The sequence below is a fragment of the Burkholderia savannae genome (assembly GCF_001524445.2).
GTDB classification, from domain to species: Bacteria; Pseudomonadota; Gammaproteobacteria; order Burkholderiales; family Burkholderiaceae; genus Burkholderia; species Burkholderia savannae.
Window position 1 is genome coordinate 2,486,771 of record NZ_CP013418.1, and the last position, 23,684, is coordinate 2,510,454.

General features: G+C 67.9%; 20 protein-coding genes. 4 read left to right on the forward strand and 16 right to left on the reverse strand.

Annotated features, from left to right (window positions below):
* Window position 1: 1 nt before the first annotated feature.
* The 7 genes from WS78_RS31980 to WS78_RS32010 form a co-directional block, all read right to left on the reverse strand.
* Window positions 2-1,855, reverse strand: coding sequence for a fatty acyl-AMP ligase (locus WS78_RS31980; protein ID WP_059576655.1), 1,854 nt, complete (start codon window positions 1,853-1,855; stop codon window positions 2-4).
* Window positions 1,852-2,886 (reverse strand): amidohydrolase family protein, encoded by a 1,035-nt coding sequence (locus tag WS78_RS31985; protein WP_059576652.1) that lies wholly within the window; start codon window positions 2,884-2,886, stop codon window positions 1,852-1,854. Before WS78_RS31985 ends, WS78_RS31980 begins: the two co-directional genes overlap by 4 nt.
* A 39-nt stretch (window positions 2,887-2,925) precedes the next feature.
* Complete coding sequence (locus WS78_RS31990) at window positions 2,926-3,951, reverse strand: acyl-CoA desaturase (RefSeq protein WP_059576650.1); 1,026 nt, start codon at window positions 3,949-3,951, stop codon at window positions 2,926-2,928.
* Window positions 3,948-4,883: a class I SAM-dependent methyltransferase gene (locus WS78_RS31995; protein ID WP_059576647.1), complete on the reverse strand. Its 936-nt coding sequence runs from the start codon at window positions 4,881-4,883 to the stop codon at window positions 3,948-3,950. The genes WS78_RS31990 and WS78_RS31995 overlap by 4 nt, the downstream gene beginning before the upstream one ends.
* Before the next feature lie 11 nt (window positions 4,884-4,894).
* Window positions 4,895-5,179: an acyl carrier protein gene (locus WS78_RS32000; protein WP_038746098.1), complete on the reverse strand. Its 285-nt coding sequence runs from the start codon at window positions 5,177-5,179 to the stop codon at window positions 4,895-4,897.
* Between the two features lie 25 nt (window positions 5,180-5,204).
* A complete protein-coding gene (locus tag WS78_RS32005) occupies window positions 5,205-6,236 on the reverse strand; it encodes an acyl-CoA desaturase (protein WP_059576644.1) in 1,032 nt (343 codons plus the stop codon).
* Window positions 6,237-6,787: 551 nt separating this feature from the next.
* The gene (locus WS78_RS32010) at window positions 6,788-7,753 is read right to left on the reverse strand and encodes a GlxA family transcriptional regulator (RefSeq protein ID WP_059576643.1); all 966 of its coding nucleotides are present in this window, start codon (window positions 7,751-7,753) and stop codon (window positions 6,788-6,790) included.
* 177 nt (window positions 7,754-7,930) lie between these two features.
* On the opposite strand from WS78_RS32010, the gene WS78_RS32015 reads away from it, so the two are divergent.
* Together WS78_RS32015 and WS78_RS32020 are read left to right on the forward strand one after the other, a co-directional pair.
* Window positions 7,931-8,542, forward strand: a complete 612-nt coding sequence (locus WS78_RS32015; RefSeq protein ID WP_038746104.1) for a cysteine hydrolase family protein — start codon at window positions 7,931-7,933, stop codon at window positions 8,540-8,542.
* Window positions 8,543-8,744: 202 nt separating this feature from the next.
* Window positions 8,745-9,692: a hypothetical protein gene (locus WS78_RS32020; RefSeq protein WP_059576640.1), complete on the forward strand. Its 948-nt coding sequence runs from the start codon at window positions 8,745-8,747 to the stop codon at window positions 9,690-9,692.
* 191 nt (window positions 9,693-9,883) lie between these two features.
* Here WS78_RS32020 and WS78_RS32025 read toward each other — a convergent pair whose 3' ends face one another.
* The 8 genes from WS78_RS32025 to WS78_RS32060 all read right to left on the reverse strand — a co-directional run bounded on the left by WS78_RS32025 (window position 9,884) and on the right by WS78_RS32060 (window position 20,254).
* The gene (locus WS78_RS32025; RefSeq protein WP_059576637.1) at window positions 9,884-11,545 is read right to left on the reverse strand and encodes an AMP-binding protein; all 1,662 of its coding nucleotides are present in this window, start codon (window positions 11,543-11,545) and stop codon (window positions 9,884-9,886) included.
* A 428-nt stretch (window positions 11,546-11,973) separates the two neighbouring features.
* Window positions 11,974-12,858, reverse strand: coding sequence for a BKACE family enzyme (locus WS78_RS32030; protein ID WP_038746112.1), 885 nt, complete (start codon window positions 12,856-12,858; stop codon window positions 11,974-11,976).
* Window positions 12,859-12,890: 32 nt separating this feature from the next.
* Complete coding sequence (locus tag WS78_RS32035) at window positions 12,891-14,915, reverse strand: acetyl/propionyl/methylcrotonyl-CoA carboxylase subunit alpha (RefSeq protein WP_059576634.1); 2,025 nt, start codon at window positions 14,913-14,915, stop codon at window positions 12,891-12,893.
* Window positions 14,912-15,754, reverse strand: coding sequence for an enoyl-CoA hydratase/isomerase family protein (locus tag WS78_RS32040; protein ID WP_059576631.1), 843 nt, complete (start codon window positions 15,752-15,754; stop codon window positions 14,912-14,914). The genes WS78_RS32035 and WS78_RS32040 overlap by 4 nt, the downstream gene beginning before the upstream one ends.
* A gap of 6 nt (window positions 15,755-15,760) precedes the next feature.
* Entirely contained in the window at window positions 15,761-16,912 is a 1,152-nt protein-coding gene (locus WS78_RS32045) for an acyl-CoA dehydrogenase family protein (RefSeq protein WP_038746118.1), read from the reverse strand.
* A 12-nt stretch (window positions 16,913-16,924) separates the two neighbouring features.
* Window positions 16,925-18,541, reverse strand: a complete 1,617-nt coding sequence (locus WS78_RS32050; protein WP_059576629.1) for an acyl-CoA carboxylase subunit beta — start codon at window positions 18,539-18,541, stop codon at window positions 16,925-16,927.
* Between the two features lies 1 nt (window position 18,542).
* Window positions 18,543-19,403 carry an SDR family oxidoreductase gene (locus tag WS78_RS32055; RefSeq protein ID WP_059576626.1) on the reverse strand — a complete coding sequence of 287 codons (861 nt, stop codon included), beginning with the start codon at window positions 19,401-19,403 and terminating at the stop codon, window positions 18,543-18,545.
* Window positions 19,404-19,420: 17 nt separating this feature from the next.
* A complete protein-coding gene (locus WS78_RS32060) occupies window positions 19,421-20,254 on the reverse strand; it encodes an SDR family oxidoreductase (protein WP_059576623.1) in 834 nt (277 codons plus the stop codon).
* A 142-nt stretch (window positions 20,255-20,396) separates the two neighbouring features.
* Here WS78_RS32060 and WS78_RS32065 point away from each other — a divergent pair, with 142 nt between their 5' ends.
* A complete protein-coding gene (locus tag WS78_RS32065) occupies window positions 20,397-21,569 on the forward strand; it encodes an acyl-CoA dehydrogenase family protein (RefSeq protein ID WP_059576620.1) in 1,173 nt (390 codons plus the stop codon).
* A 151-nt stretch (window positions 21,570-21,720) separates the two neighbouring features.
* Window positions 21,721-22,401, forward strand: coding sequence for a TetR/AcrR family transcriptional regulator (locus tag WS78_RS32075; protein WP_038746127.1), 681 nt, complete (start codon window positions 21,721-21,723; stop codon window positions 22,399-22,401).
* On the opposite strand, the gene WS78_RS36710 is transcribed toward WS78_RS32075, so the two are convergent.
* The gene (locus tag WS78_RS36710) at window positions 22,302-23,300 is read right to left on the reverse strand and encodes a hypothetical protein (protein ID WP_156437367.1); all 999 of its coding nucleotides are present in this window, start codon (window positions 23,298-23,300) and stop codon (window positions 22,302-22,304) included. The two genes, WS78_RS32075 and WS78_RS36710, sit on opposite strands and share 100 nt — an antisense overlap.
* Between the last annotated feature and the right edge of the window lie 384 nt (window positions 23,301-23,684).

Below are 23,684 nucleotides of genomic sequence, written 5' to 3' on the forward strand. Positions count from 1 at the left end.
GTCAGTTGTTCCGGATCTCGTTCGGCGTGCCGAGCTGCGCGCGCCACTGGGTGATGACCGGCAGCGTGTCGTTGAGAAACAGTTCGCGACAGGCGTGCCGCTGGATCTTTCCGCTCGTCGTCTTCGGTATCGCCGACGGCGGCGTGAAGACGATGTTGTGCACCGCGATGCCGTGCTGCAGAGTGATTGCCCGACGCAGCCGGCCGAACAGCGCGTCGGGCGTGAGGCCGACCATTTCGTGGCCGCCGTCGCCGAGCGCCTTCAGGTAGCGGGCCCGCAACTCGCGCACGACGATCACTTGCGGCGTCGCCTCGGTATCGAGCGCGAACACCGCGCATCCGCCGGGGCGGAACAGCTCGACGTCGAGCTCCTCGATCGTCGCCTCGACGTCGTGCGGATAATGATTCGCGCCGCGAATCAGCATCATGTCCTTCAGACGTCCCGTGACGAAAACCCCGGCCCCCGACCGATAGCCGTAGTCGCCGGTGCGCAGGAACCGCCCGTCGTAGCCGGGCAGTTCGTTTTCGAAGGTCTGTGCGCTCAGCTCGCGATTGTTCCAGTAGCCGAGCGCGACGCTTGGCCCCTGCGCCCAGATTTCGCCGACCCGGCCATCATCGCATGGAACGCGCGTGTCGGGATCGACGATCAGCACCACGCTGTCGCCGGCCGCGTCGCCGCATCCGATTGCCGTGTTCGCGCGCGCGTGCCGCTCGTCGCCGGTGCCGTTGGCGTCGGCGTCGTCGGATGCGCGCGTCGGCTGCGCGCCGCGCGGCGCGCACGCGACGACGGGCGGCTGCGATTTCAGTCCGCCCGTCATGAACAGCGTGTGCTCGGCGAGGCCGTAGCACGGATAGAACGCGCGTTCGTCGAAGCCGCAGCGCGCGAAGCGTTGCGCGAACGCCTGCAGCGTGGCGGGCCGAATCGGTTCCGCGCCGACGAACGCGACGCTCCATGAGCGCAGGTCGAGCTTGTCGAAATCGGCATCGGCGATGCGCATCGTCGCGAGCATCTGATACGCGAAATTCGGTCCGCCGCTCGTCGTCGCGCGCCGCTCGCCGATCGTGCGCAGCCAGCGCAGCGGGTGCTTCAGGAAGTCGACGTGCGACATCAGCGTGACCGGAAAACCGGCGTAGAGCGGCTGCAGGATGCCGCCGATCAGGCCCATGTCGTGGTACGGCGGCAGCCAGATCGCGCCGCGGCTGTTCGCGTCGTGCTCGAAGCGGCTCGCGATGAGGGCGGAGTTGTGCAGCAGGTTGCGGTGGCCGATCATCACGCCTTTCGGCGCGCCGGTCGAGCCGGACGTGTATTGCAGGTAGACGGGCGTCCGGTGATCGACGGCGCGCGGCGCGCGGCGCGCGCCGTCGTCGAGCAGCGTGTCGACCGTGAGCCAGCGCAGGCCGTCGAGCGCGGGCGAACCGGTTTCGACGCGATTCGCGCTGTCGCGCCCGGACGTCGTCGACAGGATCGCGGCCGGCGCGCAGTCCGCGACGATGCCGATCAACCGCCGCAGCGTGCGTTCCGCTTGCGCGGGCTCGACCGGATACGCGGGCACCGCGACGACGCCCGCATACATGCAGCCGAACAGCGCGACGATGTAGTCGATGCCCGGCGGAAACAGGAGCAGCACGCGATCCCCCGGCCGGGCGACTTCCGCCAGCGCCGCCGCGACGGCGCCCGCGCGCCGGTCCAGGTCCGCGCAAGTCAGATGCCGCTCGTCGCGATCGCCGCCCGTGACGAACGTATAGACGCGCAGGTCCGGCTGATGCGCGGCGCGATGTTGCGCGAGCTCGACGAAATCGGCGAACGCGCCGGCGGCGTTCGCGCCGGTGGGCGCCGAATGATTCGCATGCTTCATCGTGTCGGCCCCGTGGTCGGTCCGGCCGCGAGCAAGTCGGCCGATGCGCGCTCGCCTGCGTTCGCGTGCGCACTCACGCCGATGCCCATGCCGACGCTCGCACTCGCATCGCCGCCGAACAGCGCGCAGGCGTTGTCCCACAGAACCTTGCGCAGCACGTCGGCCGGCAGGTAGCGCCTCAGCTGCTCGATTTCGAAATCCCATTCGTACGGAATGAGCGGAAAGTCGCTGCCGTACAGGAAGCGGTTCGGGTGGTCGCGCATCTGCGGCACCAGTTGCTCGAGCGCGGGCTTCCATCGCGCGGGCAGGCGCGGATGCGCGCCGCGCGGATAGCGCGCTTCGTGCAGCGGCCTGACGTCGGGCACGATCTCGCCCGTCGCCGCGCGATGCCCGCCGAACGCCATTGCGGTATCGAAATGCAGGTTCGGAAATTCGTCGAGCAGATCGACGTACTCCTGAACTTCGTCATAACCGATGTGCGGGACGATCACTTTCAGGTGCGGCGTGCGCCGCATCGCGCGCCGAAAGCGCTCGACGTTGCAGACGCCGCGAATTTCGTCCATGTTCGCGTTGTTCTTCGCGACCGCGCCAGAATGCAGGTTCAGCACTTTTCCGCGCTCGGCGAGCGCTTCGAAAATCGGCGCGAGCGCGTCGTCGTCCGGCGCGATCTTCAGCAAGCGGCAATGGATCTTGAGGCCGGCGAAGCCGAGCTCGTCGAGCACGCGAACCGCCTCGCGCGCGCAATCGCGATCGTGCGGATGCACGGTGCCGAACGGCACGAGAAACGCCGGATGCCGCGACGCCAGGTGCGCGACGAAGTCGTTGAGAAACGGCGCGATGCCGGGCTGCGCCGCATAGCAGATGCCGGCCGCGCGCGCGACGCCGTGCGACTTCAGGAAAACGATCGATTGCTCGGCGAGCAGCGCATAGCGATTCTTCCAGGCGTCGCGCTCGTAGTTCTTCCAGACGAGCTTCGTCACGACGTCGGGCAGCACGTGTATGCGCGCATCGAAGATCTTGAGTGCCGTCATCGGGAGATCCGGTCGGTTTCGATGGAAGGAAAACGCGGGTCACGCATCGTCGCGCCGCGCGTTCGCGAGCCGCCGGCGGATCGCGTCGTGATCGGGATGCTGAACGTCCCACACGAGCCCGAGCCGCTCGAGCAGCGCGATCAGCGATCCGGTCACGTCGATCTGCCATCGATCGAAGCGCATGCTCGCGTACTGCGGAAACGCATGATGGTTGTTGTGCCAGCCCGCGCCGAGCGTCAGGATCGCGAGCCACCATGCGTTGCGGCTCTGATCGCGGCCGCGAAACGGCCGGTTGCCGCCGAGCGAATGGCCGATCGAATTGACCGCCCAGATCGCGTTCGTCGCGAGAAAGATCCGCGCGGTGCCGCCCCACAGCAGGCCGAGCAGCGCGCTCTTCCACGACGGATCGAGCAGCCCGCCGAGCGCGGCGGGCAGCAGCAGGCCGAGCAGCAGCCAGTAATCGTACGCGAGATGGATGCGCAGCAGCGCCGGGTCCCGGTACATGTCGTTCGCGTACTGGCGCCAGCCAGCCGGGCGCGCGGACGACGGATCGAACAGCCAGCCGACGTGGCCGTGCAGAATGCCCTTCGCGCGGCCGACGAAACCGCGTCCGCCGAGTTGCGGCGTATGCGGATCGCCAGGCCGGTCGGCGTTCGCATGATGCAGCCGATGGATCGCGACCCACCACATGAGCGGCCCCATATATGCGAGCGAGCCGAGGACCGCGAGCGCGATCTTCACCGACGGCGCGGCCTTGAACGTGCGATGCGCGAAGTAGCGATGCAGCGCGAGCTCCATGCCGAGGATATTGAGCACGTAGAAGAGCGCGAGCATCGCGATGTCCTGCGCGCGCGGGGCGAGGCCGAATCCAGCCCAGAGCGCGATCGCGGCGGCCGTGCCGATCGCCGGTATCGCCGCGACGCCCAGATGGCGCGCGGACGACGCGCGCGACAGATGCCCGGATGCGCGATCGCCGGGCGTGGGCGGGATTGCCGGATCGGTCGCCGACGCCGCGCGATGCGGCGTCTTCGCGCGGCCGGCGCTGTCGGCGGGCGCGTTTTTCATGCGACGGCCGCCCGATGCCGGGAGCCGGCGTGAATCCGGTTCGGCTCGATGCGCCGGAACGTGATCCGGTAGAGCACGAACGCGCCGAGATCGAACGAATAGCTCATCGTCCGGTAAAGCCGCTCGTAGCGCTCGATCACGTCGGGCGGCGCGAGCTCGAGCGCCTCGCGGCGATGCGCGCGCAGGTTCTCGAACCACGCGCGCATCGTCTTCACGTAGTCGTGGCGATCGTTGCGAACGAGTTCCACTTCGAACAGCATTTCGGATGCCAGAACGATATCCGCGAGATACGGCAGATCCGATTCCGGAAAGACTTCGCGCGCGATGAAGAGATCGGAGTGCCGGCGGTCGCGGGGCACGTCGCCGTAGCCCATCGTCTGCAGCGACAGCCGGCCGCCCGGCTTCAGGAAGCCGTGGCATTTCGTGAAGAAGTGCCGATAGGCTTCGACCTTGTCTTCGTCGATCTTCGCGAAGTGTTCGAATGCGCCGAGCGAGATGATCCCGTCGAACGGCCGGTCGGGTTCGTAGTCCTGCCAGTTCCGCAACTGCACGTCGATGCCCGGATGCCGGTATTGCTCGCCGATGTAGCGGAGCTGCTCGTTCGACAGCGTGAGCCCGACCGCCTCCTTCACGCCGGCGGCCGTCACGAGCCGGTCGAGCAGCGCGCCCCAGCCGCAGCCGATGTCTAGCACGCGCGCCGCGCCGCGCGCCCGGATCTGCGCGATGTGATAGTCGAGCTTGCGGATTTGCGCCTGCTCGTGCGTATCGCCTTCCTCGAACATCGCGCACGAGTAGTTGCGGCCGCGTTCCTGCGCGAGCGCGAGGAACGCGTTGCCGATGTCGTAGTGGTATTGGATCGCGTCGGCGGACGCGCCGTACGGCGCGCCGCGATTCGGCGCGCCGGTTTCGCGGTTCTCGGGCCGGATGGTCATCGTTCGGTCTCCTATCGCTTGGCCGACAGATCGGCGAGCGCCCGCGCGAGCGAGTCGATCGTCGGATATTGATAGGGCAGGCTCGGGGACAGCTCGAAGCCGAGATAGTCTTCGAGATCGCCGACCATCCTCATCGCGTCGGCCGAATCGAGGCCGTACTCGACGAACTGCTTGTTCACGTCGATCGCGCTGCTGTCGGTGCGCAGCCTGGCTGCGACGTAGCCGGTCATCCAGCCGGCGATTTCCTCGTGGGTTCTTGCGTCGAATTCCACTGCGTTCAGGGTGGCGCTCTTCATTTTCCGGGCTCCCGTCGAGAGTCGTTCATGGGGCGATGCGCTTCTTTGCAATCAGTTCGTCGTTGGGGCGATTCACGTCGTGGACGAGGTGCAGGCGTTCCAGCACGCGCACGAACAGCCCGCCCGGATCGATCTGCCACCAATGCAGCCCGGTGAAGGCGGACGCGGGAAACGCGTGATGGTTGTTGTGCCAGCCTTGGCCGAATGTCGGGATCGCGAGCAGCAGGCTGTTGCGGCTGCGGTCGTGCGCGGTCGTGTGGAAGTCGCGCCGGCCGATCACGTGGCACAGCGAATTCAGCGCCCAGATGCAATGGCTGACCGCGAAGATTCGCACCATGTCGCCCCACAGGAAGCCGAGCAGCACGCCCGTCCACGAGCGCGACGCGAGCCCGCAGATCAGCGGCGGCAGCGCGAGGCCGATCGCGACCCAGCGGTAGTACGCCATGTGCTGCCTGAAGACGAGCGGGTCCTGATAGAGGTCGGGTACGTATTTCTCCCATCCCGCCGGCCGTGTCGACTCGCCGACGAAGAGCCACCCGATGTGGCTGTGATAGAGGCCCTTGAGCCGGCCGCCGGCACCGTCGCCCGACAGATGCGGCGAATGGGGATCGCCTTTGCCGTCGCTCGTCGAATGATGGCGGCGATGCGTCGACGCCCACCAGTTGACGGGGCCGTGCGCGCCCATCGAGCCGAGTGCGATCAGCGCGGTCCGCACCCACGGCTTCGCCTTGAACGCCTTGTGCGTCACGTGGCGATGAAAGCCGACTTCGAGGCCCAGCGCGGTCGCGAAATAGAACACGGCGAACACGGTCCATTCGACGGCGCCCGGCGCGTGACCGCCGATCCATAGCGCGATCGCGGCGGCCGTGCCCAATGCGGGCAGCAGCGTGACGGCGGCGGCGATGCGGCGATCGAGACGGGCGGCGGAGCGGGGCGGGAACCGTGCCGGGCGAGCCGAGCCATGCGAACCGGAAGAAAAAGACGCGGGAATCGCGCTTCCGGTCGCACCCTCGGGCTGGCTCGCCTCGCTTGAAGACGGAGGCTGGCCGGAACTCATCGGATATCTCTCAGTAAATTGTTTGGTACATATTTCATTGACGACATTCGAAACTCAATATGAATTTTCCTATCGTCAATGCTGAAGTGTTTGGTATGCAGAAAGTGATTTTTCGAGGCGTTATTTGGATTCGAATGCGTCAATCGGATAAACGTCGGCGGAAACCGTTTCCAGCGTCTCGCGCGCTTTCTAGTCCTCGGTTCGTCGTTTCGCTTCGGTGAATGCTGGATAGGTCTGGATTTGACGCCGATGACGATACGGCGGCCGTCAAACGGGTTTCGGAAGCGGTTCCTGAAAATCGAGGAAATACTCGGTGAACGAATTGCCGGAATGTTGTCGCGATGCAGATTGAGTCAGCTTGCCTGAGTCGGACTGAATTTAAATAAGCGGCGATAAAAAATAAGGATTTGATTCACGCGATATCGAACGGGCGCTTTTCGATCGGGGTTGAATCGGCCGCACGCGATGTCGGCCTGCCGCGGTGTGGTGCGGGTTTTGCCTTGCGTCGTCGATCGTCGCCGCGGGCGATGAAAATCGCGCCGGCCTTCGGGCTATCGCGCGGCGGAGAATCCGCGCCCGAACTGCTTTCGATACGCGCCCGGCGAAATCGAATAAGCGGCGGTGAAATGCTGCCGCAGCGACACGGTCGACCCGAATCCGGCGATCTCCGCGATGCGCTCGATCGTCTTGTCGCTCGTCTCGAGCAGCCGCTGCGCGGCCGTCAGCCGATGATTCAGCAGCCATTGCGAGACGGTCGTGCCGGTCTTCGTCTTGAAGCGCCGCGTGAAGGTGCGCCGGCTCATGCCCGCGCGCGCAGCGAGCGCGTCGAGGCACAGCGGCTGTTCGAGATGCTCGATCGCCCAATCGAGCGCCGCGCTGAGCGGATCGCCCGCCGTCGCCTTCGGCAGCGGCTGCTCGATGTACTGCGCTTGCCCGCCGTGGCGGTGCGGCGCGACGACCATCCGGCGCGCGACGCGGTTCGCGATGTCCGCGCCGTGATCGCGGCGCAGCAGATGCAGGCAACAGTCGATCGCCGCCGCGGTGCCCGCCGACGTGAGCACGTCGCCGTCGTCGATGTACAGCACCTTCCGGTCGAGCCCGATCTTCGGGTACTTCTGCGCGAAGTCGTCGCCCCACACCCAATGCGTCGCGGCGGTGCGGCCGTCCAGCAGGCCGGCTTCCGCGAGGATGAACGTGCCGAGGCACAGGCCCGCGATCCGCGCGCCGCGCCGATGCGCGGACCGCAACGCGTTCAGCAGCGCCTCGGGCGGCCGTTCGTCCGGGTCGCGCCACGCCGGCACGATCACCGTATCCGCAGCGGCCAGCACCGACAGATCGTGCGGCACGTCGATGCTGAAGCCCGACATCGTCGGCACGAGCCCCGGCTTTTCGGCGCAGATCAGCAGGCGGTAGCGCGGCACGCCGAGCCGCGCGAGGTCGTCGCCGAACACGATGCACGGCACCGACAAGTGAAACGGGCTGATGCCTTCGAACGCGATGACCGCGACGGTATGCATGACGGATGAGACGGCAGTCCAAAAAGGTGGCCCGATCCTATCACATGTTGTCTCGAAGGCCACTTTCGCGGTGCGGCCCGCATCCGGATACTTGCGCCTGTCTTGCCGCCGCGGAGGCGAGACGCGCAGCGACGGACGATGGGCGTGCGTCGCGTTTCATTCACCAGGACTTTCACGATGAGCCATCCCACCATTCGCACCTTGGCCGGCGCGAGCGCTCCGCAGGCGATCGAGGCCGTGAGCACCGCGCTGCTGGTGATCGATTTCCAGAACGAATATTTCAGCGGCAAGATGCCGATCCCGGACGGCGCGCGCGCGCTGCGCAACACGCAGCGGCTCGTCGAGCATGCGGACCGCGCAGGCATTCGCGTGTTTCACATTCAGCACGTGGCGCCCGCGGGCAGCCCGGTGTTCGCCGAGGACGGCGACGGCGTGCGCTTCCACGCGCAGTTGCAACCTGCGGCGAACCATCAGGTGCTGAGGAAATCGTCCGTCAGCGCGTTTCCGACGACCGACCTCGACGCGCGCCTGAAGGCGGCCGGCATCGAGACGCTGATCATCGCGGGCCTGATGACGCATGCGTGCGTTGCGGGGGCGGCGCGCGACGCCGTGCCGCTCGGCTACGACGTGATCGTCGTCGACGATGCGTGCGCGACGCGCAATCTCGATCGCGCGGACGGCAGCGTGCTGCCGCATGCGGATTTGCATCGCGCGGCGCTCGCGACCGTCGACGACACGTTCGGCGAAGTGATGACGACCGACGACGTGTTGACGCTGCCGCTCGCGTAACACGGGGCGCGGCCGGCTTCGGCCGGCGGCGCGAGGGACCACCGAAAAACGAAAATCGTCGCCGTGCGGCGGGGCGTGCCACCCGCGCCGCGCAGGCCGACGTGACAACGAAGTTTGACCCGGAGCGTTCGCGATCGCCCGACGGGGCATTACCAGAACGAAAGGAACGCTCCGTTTTTTCAATAAGAAAGAAGGCAAGAAAATGAATCACAAGTCGTTCTCGAGAATCGATGCTCACGATCTGGAGATGGTCGCGTTCGGCTCGAACCCGCGCGTACGGGCGCGCGACGCAGTGTTCGCCGTCGACAACGCGATGCGGCAGAACTACGCGGCGCTGAAGGCGAGGCTCACGTCGCATCTGAGCCCCGTCATCGTCGTCAACAACGATTACCGCGGCGGGCAGTACACGCTGATCCACGAAGGCCGGCGCGAGACGCTCGAGCCGGTGTCGCCGGTGTTCGAACTGGTGAAATCGATCAGCCACACGCCGCTCGGCATCTACGTGATCATCGCGCCGTATCTGAAGCAGCCCGAAGCGATCGAATGGGTGCGGCCGCTCGAGGCGTTCGGCGAGACGCTGAAGAACGCGCTGCGGCACCTCGACGCCGCCGAGTTTCCGGCCGATGCGCGAGCGGCGAGCGCGCGCATTCTCGAAGGCGGGATTCACTTCATCGCGCAATCGGTCGTCGAAGGGCGCTTCAGCATCGAGAGCTACGAGCGGTTCTCCGCGAGCGTCGCCGATGCGATCAAGGTCAACATGCAGTGCGCGGCGCAAGCGCAGGTGGCGGGCGTCGAGGCGTTGATCAAACGCTGGAAGGCGGCGCTCGGCGACGACGAATGGAAGAAGGTGTACACGGTCGTGCTGTCGATCTGGACGACGTCGGTGCGCAACCAGAACACGATCATCCTGCGGCGCCTGATGGACCGCAAGAACGTCGACACGCACCTGATCGACATCGCGACGGCGGAGACGCCCGCCGATCCGGTCGCGGTCGCGCTCGACAATCTCGCGCGGATCGTGCAGGACAACATCGCGGCCGAGATGGTGTTCCCGACCGATCCGGTGCTGGCGGATTCGCTCAAGGGGACCGAGGATCTGTTGTCGAATGCGATCGGCAAGCTGATTCGCTGTCCTTATTCGAAGCACTGACCGCCGATGGGGCATGCCTGGGCGTCGAGCGTGCGAAGCCTCGCGAAGCCGATGCTTCCGGAAGCGGAAGCGGCCGAGATCGCGACGCACGCGAAGCGCGTTATGCGTCTCCCGTCGCGCTCCAAAAGGCGAAAGGCGCGCCGCCCGGCGCGCCTTTTTTCATCGAGCGATGCGCAACGAACCGCAATCCGTCACGCCGCATCGGACTCCCAAACGACCGCCGCCCCGCGCGCGTCCCACGCGTCGAGAAACGGCGCATACCGCGCCTCGACGCGATTGCGGCGCACCTTGAACGTCGGCGTGACGAAGCCGCTCGTCTCGTTCCAGATCGAATCGACGACCACGACGAAGCGCAGCTTCTCGTGATCGTCGAGGCTCGCGTTGACGCGTTCGAGATGCTCGCCGAGCGATGTCGCGAGCGCCGCGCGCCGGCCGTCGTCGTCGAGCCGGCGGCCTTCGTCGGACAGCGACACGAGCGCGCACGGCTGCGGCCGTCCCGCACCGACGACGCAGCACGCATCGACGAGCGGATGCGTCGTGAGCCTGCTTTCGATCGGCGACGGCGCGACGTACTTGCCCTTGCTCGTCTTGAAGATCTCCTTCACGCGCCCGGTGATTTTGAGTCGGCCCGCTTCGTCGAGCTCGCCCAAGTCGCCGCTGCGGATGAAGCCGTCGGGCGTGAAGAGCGCGGCGGTGAGGTCGGGGCGCTTGTAATAGCCGATCGTGTTGCCCGGCGAGCGGATCTCGATTTCACCGGTGTCGGCGAGCCGGCTCTCGACGTCGCGCACCGGCGCGCCGACGTAGCCCGGCCGCATGTCGTGCTGCCGGCACGAGTGCGACACGCCGCACAATTCGCTCATCCCGTAGCCTTCGAGCAGTTCGAGCCCGAGATCGCGATACCAGGTGAGCAGCGCGGGCTCGATCGCCGCGGCGGCGCTTGCGGCGAGGCGAACCCGGTCGAGGCCGAGCTGCTGAAGAATCATCGGCTTCATCGCGTCCGGAATCGGGCCGGGCGGCAGGCGGCTCGCGGCCGCGTGCCGGAACTTCGCCCACAGGCGCGGCACCGAGATGAAGAACGTCGGCCGCGCGCGTTGAAGGTCGGCGACGAACGTGTCGAGCGATTCGCCGAAGTAGACGGTGAAGCCCGCGCGCACCGACAGCATCTCGACATAGCCGCGCTCCGCGACGTGCGACAGCGGCAGGTACGAGATCATCCGGTCGCCGGGGCCGAGCGCGATCAGATCGAAGACGGGCTCGACGCACCAGCCGAGCGCGCCGAACGTCAGCATCACGCCCTTCGGGTCGCCCGTCGTGCCGGACGTGTAGACGATCGTCCCGAGCTCGTCGGCGGCGCGCGTCACGTGCTCGGCGAGCGGCGCGGTGTCGCGCACGATGTCGTCCCATTTCACGCCGTCGAACTGCGCGCCGGACAGGTACGGCAGGCCGATGCGCCGCACGTGCGGCGGCACGCCGTCGCGCATCTGCTCCCATGCGTCGAGCTTGCCGACGAACAGCGCCGCCGCTTCGCTGTGCGTGAGCACTTGCCGGACCGATTCGGCGCCGAGCGTCGGGTAGAGCGGCACCGACACATGGCCGCTCAGCCAGATCGCGAAATCGGCGAGAATCCAGTGCGCGCAGTTCTTCGACAGGATCGCGATGTTCGATCCGCGCGGCAGATCGAGCGCGCGCAGGTACGCGGCGACGCGGCGCGCTTCGTCGAGCGCCTCGCGCCACGTGAAGCGGCGGATTTCGCCGCCGCCCGTCGGCTGGACGAGCCAGACGTCGTCGGCGCGCGTGCGTTCCCAGTATTGAAGGCGTTCGAGCGGCAGGTTGTCCGGGTCGATCGAGGTCAATGTCGTCTCCTTGCGAGCGGCGGGCGCGCGGCGGCCGCCGCGCGATGTATCGTTGCAGGCCGGTGCATTCGCACAACGCCGACGCGCGCCGGTTTTCGTCGGTTCGGAGCGGCGTCGGCGGCCTCCCGAAAATTCTCACCTTTCGATCTTGCGCGCCATATCTGCGCCGCCCGTTGCGCGCATGCATGTATGCGCGATGCGTGCTGTCGCGCGATCGCCGAGCGGCTTCGGCGATCGCGCGCCTTCTTCGGCCGCGTCTTGGCCGTGTCTTGGCCGCGTCTCGGTTGCGTTGCTCCCGTCGCGGCGTTCATCGGCGTCGCGCTCGCCGCTGCGGCGTTGCGGCCTCCGTGCCGCTCGCCGCGCATCGGCGGCGCGGGCTGCCGAGCCGGCCGCCGCGATCGCGGCTCCTTTCGCCCGTCAAGCGTCGTTCATGCAAGCGATGCGGCTTGCGCACGCGTGCCGAGAATCCGCCGCGCTTCCTGCGGCGACGCGATTTCGCGCCCGGCTTCGCGCGCGATCGTCGCGATCGCGTCGACGAGCTGCGCGTTCGACGTCGCGCGCGCGCCGTCCGGCAGATAGAACGTGTCTTCGAGCCCGGTGCGCAGCTGTCCGCCGAGCTCGGCCGTCCGCCGATGCAGCGCCCAGATGTTCGCGCGGCCGATCGCGGTGACCTGCCACGTCGAATCGGGCCGCAGCAGCCGGATCAGGATCGGCAGCAGCTCGGGATCGGCCGGCATGCCCGACTCGACGCCCATCACGAAGTTGTAATTCGATCGTCCTGCGAACAATCCGGCGCGCGCGTACATGTCGATGCAGCGGACGATGCCGGTGTCGAAACACTCGAACTCGGGCACCGCGCCCGTCTCGGCCATCGTCGTCAAAAACGACGCGACTTTCTCGACCGGGTTGTCGAACAGCATCGGCGGCCACGCCCACGCGCCGTCCGCCTTCACTTTCAGATAGTTGAGCGAGCCCGCGTTGCATGCGGCGATTTCCGGGCGGATCGAACGGATGCATGCGAGCGGACCGTCGACGTTCGGCCCGACGATGCCCGTCGACTGATTGAAGATCACGCCCGGGCACGCCTCGCGGATCGCCTGCGCGATCTCGGCCGCGAGCTGAGGGTCCCACGATGGCAGGTGCCCCTTGTCCGGCTCCTGCCGGCGAAAGTGCACGTGCATGCACGATGCGCCGGCGTCGTACGCGCCTTTCGCTTCGCGCGCCATCTGCTCGGGCGTGACGGGCACGTTGAACTGCTTCGGGTCCGTGAAGATGCCGTTCAGCGCGCACGTGACGACGACGGGGTGGCTCATCGAAAATTCTCCTTGTATCGAATGCCGGCGCGTTAGCCGGCCTGCGGCTCGAGTTGCGCGAGCACCTGGCCGGGCGCGACCTGCTCGCCCGCGCGCGCGCCGAGCGACGCGACCTTGCCCGCGAACGGCGCGGTGATCGCGTGCTCCATCTTCATCGCCTCGAGCACCATGACCGTTTGTCCGGCCGAGACCGTCGCGCCTTCGTCGATGTCGACCGCGATCACGCGGCCGTTCATCGGTGCGCGCAGCACGCCGTCGCTGTCGGCGGCGCCGGCGCTCGCTCGGCCTGCGCGGTTGAGGATCGCGAACGCGTGATCGATGCCGTCGAGTTGCAGCCACAGGCGCTCGCGCGCGATCGCGAAGCAGTAGGCGTGCGCGCGGCCGTCGATCTCGACCGTCGACGGCTCGCCCGGCGGCGCGGGGCGTGCCCCGTCGAGCGCGACCGGCGCGCGGCCGTGCGCGCGCACGACGGCGCGTTGCCGATCGATCGTCACCACGCCTCGTCGCGCATCCGCGTGCTCCGCGCTCGCGCTTACGTTCGCGTTCGCGCGCGCCGACGACAGCCGATATGGCACGGGCAGCGGCGCGCCGTTGCGCCAGCCGCGCCACGCGGGCGACAGCGTCTCCGCGCGATCGGCGGCGGCCGCCGACAGCCACGCGGCGATCGCCCACGCCGCTTCCGTCGGCGCGAAGCGGCGGCTGTCGTTGTCGGAAAAATGCGCGGCGATGAACGCGGTGGACACGGCGCGTCCGTCGACGAACGCCGGATGTCGCAGCACGCGCGCGAGAAATGCGCGGTTGCTCGGCACGCCGAGCAGCACCGTGTCGTCGAGCGCGTTCGCGAGGCGGTCGATCGCCTCGTCGCGCGAGCGGCCGTGCGCGATCAGCTTGCCGAGCATCGAATCGTAGTGCGGGCTGATCGCGACGCCGTCGGCGAGCGCATGATCGCAGCGCGCGTGACGGCCCGGCCGCCACGTCAGCACTTCGCCCGTGCGCGGCAGGAAATCGTCGGCGGGGTCCTCCGCGCAGAGGCGCACTTCGATCGCATGGCCGTCGAGCCGCACGTCGTGCTGCGCGAGCGGCAACACATCGCCTTGCGCGACGCGCAACTGCCATTCGACGAGATCCTGCCCGGTGATCAGCTCCGTCACCGGGTGCTCGACCTGCAGCCGCGTGTTCATCTCCATGAAGTAGAACCGGCCGTCGCGGTCGAGCAGGAATTCGACGGTGCCCGCGCCGACGTAGCCGATCTCGCGCGCGACGGCGACTGCCGTCGCGCCGAGCCGCGCGCGCAGCGCGGCATTGACCGCGGGCGACGGCGCTTCCTCGACGATCTTCTGGTGGCGGCGCTGCACCGAGCAGTCACGCTCGCCGAGATGGACGACGTGGCCGTGCGTATCGGCGAACACCTGCACTTCCACGTGGCGCGGCTCGATCACGGCGCGCTCGACGATCATGCGGCCGTCGCCGAACGCGTTCCGCGCTTCGGATACGGCAAGCTTCAGCGCGGCGGGCAGCGCGTCGCGCGCATCGACGCGGCGCATTCCGCGCCCGCCGCCGCCCGCCGCTGCCTTCAGCATTACCGGAAAGCCGATTCGTTCGGCCTCCGAAAGCAGGCGCGCGTCGCTCTGATCGTCGCCGTCGTAGCCGGGCACGACGGGAATGCCGGCCGCTGCCATCCGGCGGCGCGCGCGGGCCTTGTCGCCCATCGCGTCGATCGCGTCGGCGCGCGGGCCGACGAACGCGAGGCCCGCCTCGACGGCGCGCCGCGCGAACGCCGCGTTCTCCGACAGGAAGCCGTAGCCCGGATGAATCGCCTGCGCGCCGCTCTTCGATGCGGCGTCGATCAGCTTGTCGATCGACAGATACGATTCGGCGGGCGTCGCGCCGCCGATCGACACCGCCGCGTCGCACGCGGCGACGTGCGGGCTGCGCGCGTCCGCGTCGGAGTGGACGGCGATCGTCGCGATGCCGAGCCGGCGCGCGGTGCGCGCGATGCGCACCGCGATCTCGCCGCGGTTCGCGATCAGCAGACGGGTGAAGCGGCGCTCGCTCATGGCGTCACCGGCAGCGTCGGCGCATCGGTCGCCCAGCGGGGCGCGCGCTTGTCGGTCAATGCGGCGAGGCCTTCGACGACCGCGCCCGAGCGCAGCGCGGCGGCGAATGCGTTCGCCGCCGCATCGAGGACGGCGGCGCGCTCGCGATGCAGTGTGTCGGCGACGATTCGCTTCGTCGCGCGCTGCGCGGCCGGTTCGCATGCGAGCACGCGCGCGAGCTCGCCGCGCAGCAACGGATCGATGGCGTCCGCGTTCGCGATTTCGTCGGCGAGGCCCGCGTGCAACGCGTCGGCGGCCGACAGGCGGCGGCTCGTCAGCATCAGCCAGCGGCCGCGCACGGCGCCCGCGCGTGCGACGATGAACGGCGCGATCTGCGCGGGCGGCAGGCCGAGCGACGTTTCGGGCATCGAAAGATATGCGTCGCTCGCCATCAGCACGCGGTCGCACGCGGCCGCGAGCCCGCAGCCGCCGCCCATCGCCGCGCCTTCGATCACGGCGAGCGTCGGCATCGGCAGTGCCGCGAGCCTGTCGAGAAGCGCGCCGAACCGGCGGTTCGACGTTGCGATCGGATCGGGCGCGTCGGCGGGCGCCGGCTCGCGCATCATCGCGTGAAAGCCGCCGAAGTCGCCGCCCGCGCAGAACACGCCGCCCGCGCCGCGCAGCACGAACGCTCGCACGCCGTCATCGGCGGCGACGCGCGCGCACTCGGCGTCGAGCGCCGCGACGAGATCGTCGGTCAGCGCGTTGCGCTTGCCCGGCCGATTCAGCGTCGCGAACACGACGCCGTGCGTTTGCGCGACGTGCAGCGGCGCGAGCGTCGAGGAAGTCGTCTCGGTCATCGCGCGTCACTCCCGCGGCAGCGTGCCGAGCTTCTTGCAGATGATGCCGAGCATCACCTCGTCCGCGCCGCCGCCGATCGAAAACAGGCGCGTGTCGCGATAAGTGCGCGAGATGCTCGATTCCCACGCGAAGCCCATGCCGCCCCAGAACTGCAGGCAACTGTCGGTGACTTCGCGCGCGAGGCGTCCCGCCTTCAGCTTCGCCATCGACGCGAGCGTCGTCACGTCGCCGCCCTGCACGTACAGCTCCGTCGCGCGATATGTGAGCGCGCGCAGCGCCTCCACCTCGGTCTTCAGCTCGGCGAGCCGGTAATGCACGACCTGATGATCGAGCACGGGCCGCCCGAAGATTTTGCGCTGACGCGTGTAGTCGATCGTTTCGTCGATCGAACGATCGAGCACGACGAGCGCGGCGGCCGCGCCGTAGAGCCGCTCTTCCTGGAACTGCAGCATCTGATAAGTGAAGCCTTGGCCTTCCTCGCCGATCAGGTTGCGGCGCGGCACGCGCACGTCGTCGAAGAAGATCTGCGCGGTGTCCGAAGAATGCATGCCGATCTTGCGGATCTTCTTCTCGATGTGCACGCCTTTCGATTTCAGCGGCACGACGATCAGCGATTTGTTCCGATGCGGCGGGCCGTCCGACGTGTTCGCGAGGCAGCACATCCAGTCGGCCTGCGTGCCGTTCGTGATCCAGAGCTTCGTGCCGCTGATCACGTAATCGTCGCCGTCGCGGCGCGCCGCCGTGCGAATCGACGCGACGTCCGAGCCCGCGCCCGGCTCCGACACGCCGATGCACGACACGTGCTCGCCCGCGATCGCGGGCGCGAGGAACTCGCCGCGCAACGCATCGGAGCCGAAGCGCGCGAGCGCGGGCGTCGCCATGTTCGTCTGCACGCCGATCGCGAGCGGCACGCCGCCCGCCTTGCACACGCCGAGCGCCTCGGCCATCACGAGCTCGTAGCTGTAGTCGAGGCCGCCGCCGCCGAACGCGGCGGGCTTGCTCAGGCCGAGCATGCCGAGCGCGCCGAGCTTGCCGAACACGTCGTGCGCGGGAAAGATGCCGGCTTCCTCCCATTCGTCGACGTGCGGATTGACCTCTTGCTCGATGAAGCGCTTGACGGTGCGCGAGATCGCTTCGTGTTCTTCGGTGAAATGCATGATGTCTCCAGATCAGGGGCGGGCGACGCCGAACGTGAGCGGTTGGACGGACTTGCCGCGGCCGTCGCGGCAGACGGCGAGCGTCATCGCGATTACGCGGCGCGTGTCGCGCGGATCGATGACGCCGTCGTCGAGCATGCGTCCGGACGTGTAGAACGCGTGGGTCTGGCGCTCGAAGTTCGCGACGATCTTCTCGCGCAGCGCATCGATTCGCGCGCGGTCCGGCTCGACGCCTTTCGCGCGCGCCGCGCCTTCCATCACGATCGCCATCGTGAGCGCCGCCTGCTCCGCGCCCATCACCGCGGTGCGCGCGTTCGGCCACGAAAACACGAAGGCCGGATCGAAGCCGCGCCCGCACATCCCGTAATTGCCCGCGCCGAACGAAGCGCCGCACAGGATCGTGATCTGCGGGACGGTGGCGTTCGACACCGCCTGGATCATCTTCGCGCCATGCTTGATCATTCCCGCGCGTTCGGACTCCTTGCCGACGATGAAGCCCGTCGTGTTCTGCAGATAGACGAGCGGCACGCCGCTCTGGCAGCACGCCTGAATGAAATGGGTCGCCTTCGTCGCGCCGGCCGGATCGAGCGGGCCGTTGTTCGTCACGATGCCGACGGGCATTGCGTGGATGCGCGCGTGCGCGCAGACGGTGGCCGGCCCGTACGACGGCTGGAATTCCAGAAGATCCGATGCGTCGACGAGCCGCGCGATCACCTCGCGCATGTCGACGGGCTTCTTGCCGTCGCGCGGCAGGATGCCTAGCAGTCCTTGCGGATCGAGCGCGGGTTCCTCGCCGACGGGCAGCGCCGCCTCGCGCTCGCGCCAGCCGAGCTTGTCGACGAGCTCGCGCAGGATGCGGATGCCGTCGGCGTCGTCGTCCGCGACGTATTCGGCGAGGCCCGACACGCTCGCGTGCATCGTCGCGCCGCCGAGCTCCTCGTCGGTCGCGATCTCGCCCGTCGCGGCCTTCAGCAGCGGCGGGCCGGCGAGGAACGCCTTCGCGCGGTCGCGCACCATCACGACGTAATCGGACAGGCCCGGCATGTACGCGCCGCCCGCGGTCGATGAGCCGTGCACGAGCGTGAGCACCGGGATGCCGGCGGCGGACAGCTTCGCGAGCTGATGGAAATGGCGGCCGCCGTGGATGAATTCCTCGACGCGGTATTGCAGCAGGTTCGCGCCGGCCGATTCGACGAGATGCACGAACGGCAGCCGATGGTCGAGCGCGATCCGCTGCAGCCGCTGGAATTTCTCGAGGCCCATCGGCTGCAGCGCGCCCGCGTCGATGCCCGAATCGGCGACGACGATCATGCAGCGCGTGCCGCTCACGTAGCCGATGCCGCCGATGAGGCCCGCGCCCGGCACCGATTTGTCCGGATCGCTTTCGCCGACGAGATAGCCGGCGAGCGCCGCGAGCTCGAGAAACGGCGCGCCGGCGTCGACGAGAAGCGCGAGCCGCTCGCGCGGCAGCAGTTGCCCGCGCTTGTCGAAGCGCGGGCCGGCCTTCGCCGATTCGTCCGCGGCGCGCGCGTTGAGCGCGTGCCATTGCGCGATCAGCGCGCGCATGTGATCGGCGTTGTCGCGGAACGCGGCGCTTGTCGTATCGAGACGGGAATCGAAGATCGGCATGTCAGCGCTTGAAGAGTTCGGGCGCGATCGCGCGATGGAAGCCGTCGAACGGCGCGTTCGCGTCGACGGGCTGCATCGCGAAATGGCGGCGCGCGTTCGGCGCGCCGCCGTCTACGCGCAGGCACGCGCCGCTGATGAACGACGCGGCGTCCGACAGCAGGAACGCGATCGCCGCCGACACTTCGGCTTCGTTGCCGATGCGCCCGAGCGGCACCATCTTCGGCAGGCCGCGCAGCATCGGCTTGATCGCGTCGGGATACGTGTCCATTCCGCTCGACGCGATCCAGCCGGGCGCGACGGCGTTCACGCGCACGGGCGCCCATTCGGCGGCGGCCGTCTCGGTGAAGTTCAGCATGCCGGCGCGCGCGGCGCCGCTGTGGCCCATGCCCGTCATGCCGTGCCACATGTCGGCGATGATGTTGACGATCGCGCCCGTCTTGCGCGGCTTCATCGATTGCACGTAGCACTCGCGCGCGACGAGAAAGCCGCCGAGCAGGTTCGTGTTGAGCACGGCCTGCCAGCCTTTCGCGCTGATCTGATCGAGCGGCGCGGGGAACTGGCCGCCCGCGTTGTTGACCAGCAGATCGACGCGGCCGTGCCGCTCGACGATCTGCGCGATCGCGTGCCGCACGCCGTCCTCGTCGCGAATGTCGCATGCGATCGCGTCCGCACGGCCGCCGTCTTCGTGGATTTCGGCCGACACGTTCGCGAGCTTGTCCGCGTTGCGGCCGAGCAGCACGACGAGCGCGCCGAGCGACGCGAGCTCGTGCGCGCAGCAGCGGCCGATGCCGCTGCCGCCGCCCGTGACGAGCGCGACCTTGCCGTCGAAGCTGCCCGCGCGAAGTTGTGAGCGATATGCCATGTGAGGTTTTTCGTCCGTCAGTCGAGAAACAGATCGTTCGGAAACGACGTGGTGCCGGGCACGACCGCGTAGCGCGAGAGATCGGCGACACCCGCGCCGGCGAGCACCTGCTCGTCGATGAAGAAGCAGCCCGTGTGCGTGCGCGCGTCGAGCGACAGCACGTGCGCGGCGGCGTCGGCGACGATCTCCGGCGTGCGGCAGACCTCGGGCGCAATGCCGGGAATCATTTGCAGCGCCGCCGTGCGGATCACCGTGCGCGGCCACAGTGCGTTGACCGCGATGCCGTGCGGACGGAATTCCTCCGCGTGCCCGAGCACGCACAGGCTCATGCCGTATTTCGCGATCGTGTACGCGACGTGCGGCGCGAACCATTTCGGATCGAGATTCGGCGGCGGCGACAGCGTCAGCACGTGCGGGTTGCCGCCGCGCTTCGCGGATTCCCTCAGATACGGCAGCGCCGCCTGCGTGCACGCGAACGTGCCGCGGACGTTGACGTCGAACATCAGGTCGAAGCGTTTCATCGGCGTGTTCGGCGTGTCGGTCAGGCTGATCGCGCTCGCGTTGTTGACGAGCGCGTCCACGCCGCCGAAACGCTCGGCCGCGCGCGCGAGCGCGGCGGCGATCTGCGTTTCGTCGCGTATGTCCACTTGAAGCGGCAGGCATGCGCCGCCCGCCGCTTCGATCTCGGCGGCCGCGCTGTAAATCGTGCCGGGCAGCTTCGGATTCACGTCGGCGGTTTTCGCGGCGACGACGACGTTCGCGCCGAGGCTCGCGGCCTTCTTGCCGATCGCAAGCCCGATGCCGCGCGAAGCGCCGGTGATGAAGACGGTCTTCCCTTGCAGCGTGCTCATCGGGCGCCCCGGATGTCGTCGTGTGCGATGTGCGCATCGTAGCGCCGTGAATCTAATAAATCAATCGGTTGATTTATTTTTGCCGCGTTCCTAGAATCGGCACGAAAGCGGCCGACTCCCGGCGCACCGAAAGGAGGCATCGATGCATCGCGCGATCCCGAACCCGGCCTATTACCGGCCGGAGCACGTCCAATTGCAGGACACGTTGCGCCGATTCGTCGCGAACGAGATCTCGCCGTACGTGAACGATTGGGACGAGGCGGGCGAGTTTCCGCGCGAGCTGTACGAGAAGGCGGCGCGCGTCGGGCTTCTCGGCATCGGCTTTCCCGACGCCTACGGCGGCGTCGAGGACGTCGACATGTTTCATCGGCTGATCTGCTCGATCGAGCTCGCGCGCTGCGGCGCGGGGGGCGTCGTCAGCTCGCTGATGTCGCATACGATCGGCGCGCCGCCGATCGCGCACGCGGGCAGCGACGAACTGAAGGCGCGCGTGCTGCCCGGCATTCTCGCGGGCCGCAAGATCTCGGCGCTCGCGATCACGGAGCCGGGCGGCGGCTCGGACGTCGCCGCGCTGCGCACGAGTGCGGTGCGCGACGGCAGCCGCTACGTCGTGAACGGCGAGAAGGTGTTCATCACTTCGGGCATGCGGGCCGACTACTACACGGTGGCCGTGCGCACCGATGCGCACGCGCAGGGCGCGAAGGGGCTGTCGCTGCTACTCGTCGAAGGCGACGCGCCGGGCTTGTCGAAGACGCCGCTGAAGAAAATGGGCTGGTGGGCGTCGGACACCGCGCATCTGCGCTTCGACGATTGCCCCGTGCCGGCCGCGAACCTGATCGGCCCGGAAGGCGGCGGCTTTGCGCTCGTGATGCAGAATTTCAACCTCGAGCGCTTCAGCCTCGCCGCGTCGGCGCTCGGCTTCGCGCAAGTCTGCTACGAGGACGCGCTCGACTGGGCGCGGCAGCGGCGCACGTTCGGCCGGCGCGTCGCGGATCATCAGGTGATCCGGCACAAGCTCGTCGACATGGCGATGCGCATCGACGCGACGCGCGCATGGCTCGAGCAATGCGCGTGGCAGATCGATCATCTCGACAGGGGCGCGCCGACGCTCGTCGCGACGATCTGCATGCTGAAGAATTTCGCGGCGCAGACGATGCAGTTCTGCGCGGACGCCGCCGTGCAGATACTCGGCGGCATGGGCTACATGCGCGGCACGCGGCCCGAGCGCATCTATCGCGAAGTGAAGGTCAACATGATCGGCGGCGGCGCGGAGGAAATCATGAAGGATCTGGCGGCGCGCCAGCTCGAGTATTAGCGCGCGGCGCTCGGGATCGGGCGGCGCGCGCGGGCGGATCGGCTTTCCAAGCGTTTAAAACTCGCCGATAATCGCTCGAATGACGGGCTTCGCCGCAGCAGCGCGGTTGCGCGGCGGCGAGCGCCGGTTCGAAACATCGCATTGTGATTCTATGAGCGCCATACCTCAGGCCACGCGCAAGCGCGGGCGTCCCGTGAAGGGCGAGAGCGCGACGCTGCGCGACGAGCTGATCCTCAAGTCCGCGAAGCTGTTCCGCACGCAGGGATACGAACGAACGACGGTCCGCGACATCGCCGCTGCGGCGGGCGTGCAGGCGGGAAGCTGGTTCTACTATTTCAAGACGAAGCAGGACATTCTCGTCGCGGTGATGGAGCAGGGCATGTCGAACGCGCTCGCGCGGATCGAGGCGCTCGACGTCGAGAACCTGCCCGCGCGCGACGCGTTCCGCGCGCTCGTGCACACGCACTTGAAAACGCTGGTGTCGCCCGATCACGACTTCATTCCGGTGCTGCTGTACGAATGGAAGTCGCTCGACGAAGCGATGCAGGCGAAGGTGCTGAAGCTGAAGGACCGCTACGAGGCGGTGTGGGACGGCGTGATCGAGCGGCTGCAGGCGGCGGGCGAGTGGCCCGCGCCGACGCCGATCGACCGGCTGCTGATGTTCGGCGCGCTGAACTGGGTCGCGCAATGGTACAAGCCGAACGGGCCGCTCGGCCTCGACGCGCTCGCCGATCATGCGGTGCAGTTCCTGTTGCGCACGCAGCCCGGCTGCACGTTCGCCCCCGAGCCCGCGCGCGCGGCGAAGAAGAAATCCGTCAGGAAAACGGGCTGACGCGGTCGAGCCGATTCATTCGTCATCCGGAACGATCCGGCGCGGAGCGGCGCGCGGTTCATGTGCGGCAATGCGTTGCGCCGGAAGCGCCGGGTGTGCCGGAGGCAACGGACGAAGCAGTCGCGGCGGAAACCGCGACGCTTGTCATGCCGCCCGATGCGGCGTCGAACGGCGTGGCAAGCGTTGCTGGAACGATCAGTACTGCGTGCCGTACGTCGCCGCCATGGCCGCAGTTGCCGTCGCGCGCCGAGCGTGTCTCGATGCGCCCGGCGGCCGACAGCGCCGCGACGATGTCCGCGGGATCGCGGGATCGCGGGATCGCCGGCGTCGCGCGACGTCGCCAGCGTCAACGGCTGCGCGGGCCGGTACAGCGTCTCGCGGCACGGCGCGCCATTCGGGTTCGGCGCGCCGTGCCGCGAGACGCCGCTCACCGCGTGATGCGAGCGCCGCAAGCGCAGCACGAGCCGGCTCCCCGCGTGCCGCGGGTCGGTATGCACGAACGCGAGCCGCGCGCTTTCCCCTTCGGAGAATTTCGGCAGGGCCGCTAGCCGATCGGCACGCACTTGCGGCAGCAACGGCAGCAACGGCAGCAACGGACGCAACGGACGCAACGCCGCGCCCGCAGGCGATGCGTGCGGCGTTTGCCAACCCGCCTGCTGCAGGGCGGCGCGCGATCTGCGCGCGGTGCGCCGGCCATTGCGGCGGCAGCGGCTCTTCCTGATCGGCGCCGGCGACCATCGCGTCGCGCGGCGAACCGCCTTTCTTACGCGTCGCCGGATGCCGCGCCGCGCCGCCGTGTCGTCCTCCCGCAAAGGCCGCGATTCGTTCGCCGGCCTGTTCGCCGAACCGCCCTCTTTTTTCATTTGAAGAAAACGCAGGCCGCCTGCATTGACAACCACGCGTCATTGATCAATTGAATATTCATAATGTGAATTCAACAATTGAAATGAATATTCGATTAAGCAGAGCATGGCCGTCGCCATCGTTCTGCAAGCGCGCCGTAAATTCTGCTCGGGCTGCATCGCGTGCGGCGCGGCTTCGCCGTCGGCTCGTTCGCTGCCCATCCGGCGCGCCCCGCCCGCTCGCCGTCACCGGCATGCCTGAGGCACGCCGCACAGAACCATTTCAATTCACTAACCAAAGCCTAACTCGATTAACGCGACCATAACGATAAATTAATTTATTGGTAAATTTCTTGTAAAGATAGATTTGACCTCCTAGCATGGCTTTGCAGTTCACCGTACCTCTCTTGTTTAGTGCTTGCAGTTAATACGTTTCCAATA

Coding starts and splice junctions, on each gene's coding strand:
- WS78_RS32075 (WP_038746127.1), top strand. CDS start 21,721: ATGAGCGCCATACCTCAGGCCACGCGCAAGCGCGGGCGTCCCGTGAAG.
- WS78_RS32010 (WP_059576643.1), bottom strand. CDS start 7,753: ATGCATACCGTCGCGGTCATCGCGTTCGAAGGCATCAGCCCGTTTCAC.
- WS78_RS32000 (WP_038746098.1), bottom strand. CDS start 5,179: ATGAAGAGCGCCACCCTGAACGCAGTGGAATTCGACGCAAGAACCCAC.
- WS78_RS32055 (WP_059576626.1), bottom strand. CDS start 19,403: ATGGCATATCGCTCACAACTTCGCGCGGGCAGCTTCGACGGCAAGGTC.
- WS78_RS32005 (WP_059576644.1), bottom strand. CDS start 6,236: ATGAGTTCCGGCCAGCCTCCGTCTTCAAGCGAGGCGAGCCAGCCCGAG.
- WS78_RS32045 (WP_038746118.1), bottom strand. CDS start 16,912: ATGCATTTCACCGAAGAACACGAAGCGATCTCGCGCACCGTCAAGCGC.
- WS78_RS32065 (WP_059576620.1), top strand. CDS start 20,397: ATGCATCGCGCGATCCCGAACCCGGCCTATTACCGGCCGGAGCACGTC.
- WS78_RS32035 (WP_059576634.1), bottom strand. CDS start 14,915: ATGAGCGAGCGCCGCTTCACCCGTCTGCTGATCGCGAACCGCGGCGAG.
- WS78_RS32060 (WP_059576623.1), bottom strand. CDS start 20,254: ATGAGCACGCTGCAAGGGAAGACCGTCTTCATCACCGGCGCTTCGCGC.
- WS78_RS32015 (WP_038746104.1), top strand. CDS start 7,931: ATGAGCCATCCCACCATTCGCACCTTGGCCGGCGCGAGCGCTCCGCAG.
- WS78_RS31980 (WP_059576655.1), bottom strand. CDS start 1,855: ATGAAGCATGCGAATCATTCGGCGCCCACCGGCGCGAACGCCGCCGGC.
- WS78_RS32030 (WP_038746112.1), bottom strand. CDS start 12,858: ATGAGCCACCCCGTCGTCGTCACGTGCGCGCTGAACGGCATCTTCACG.
- WS78_RS32020 (WP_059576640.1), top strand. CDS start 8,745: ATGAATCACAAGTCGTTCTCGAGAATCGATGCTCACGATCTGGAGATG.
- WS78_RS31985 (WP_059576652.1), bottom strand. CDS start 2,886: ATGACGGCACTCAAGATCTTCGATGCGCGCATACACGTGCTGCCCGAC.
- WS78_RS32050 (WP_059576629.1), bottom strand. CDS start 18,541: ATGCCGATCTTCGATTCCCGTCTCGATACGACAAGCGCCGCGTTCCGC.
- WS78_RS31990 (WP_059576650.1), bottom strand. CDS start 3,951: ATGAAAAACGCGCCCGCCGACAGCGCCGGCCGCGCGAAGACGCCGCAT.
- WS78_RS32040 (WP_059576631.1), bottom strand. CDS start 15,754: ATGACCGAGACGACTTCCTCGACGCTCGCGCCGCTGCACGTCGCGCAA.
- WS78_RS31995 (WP_059576647.1), bottom strand. CDS start 4,883: ATGACCATCCGGCCCGAGAACCGCGAAACCGGCGCGCCGAATCGCGGC.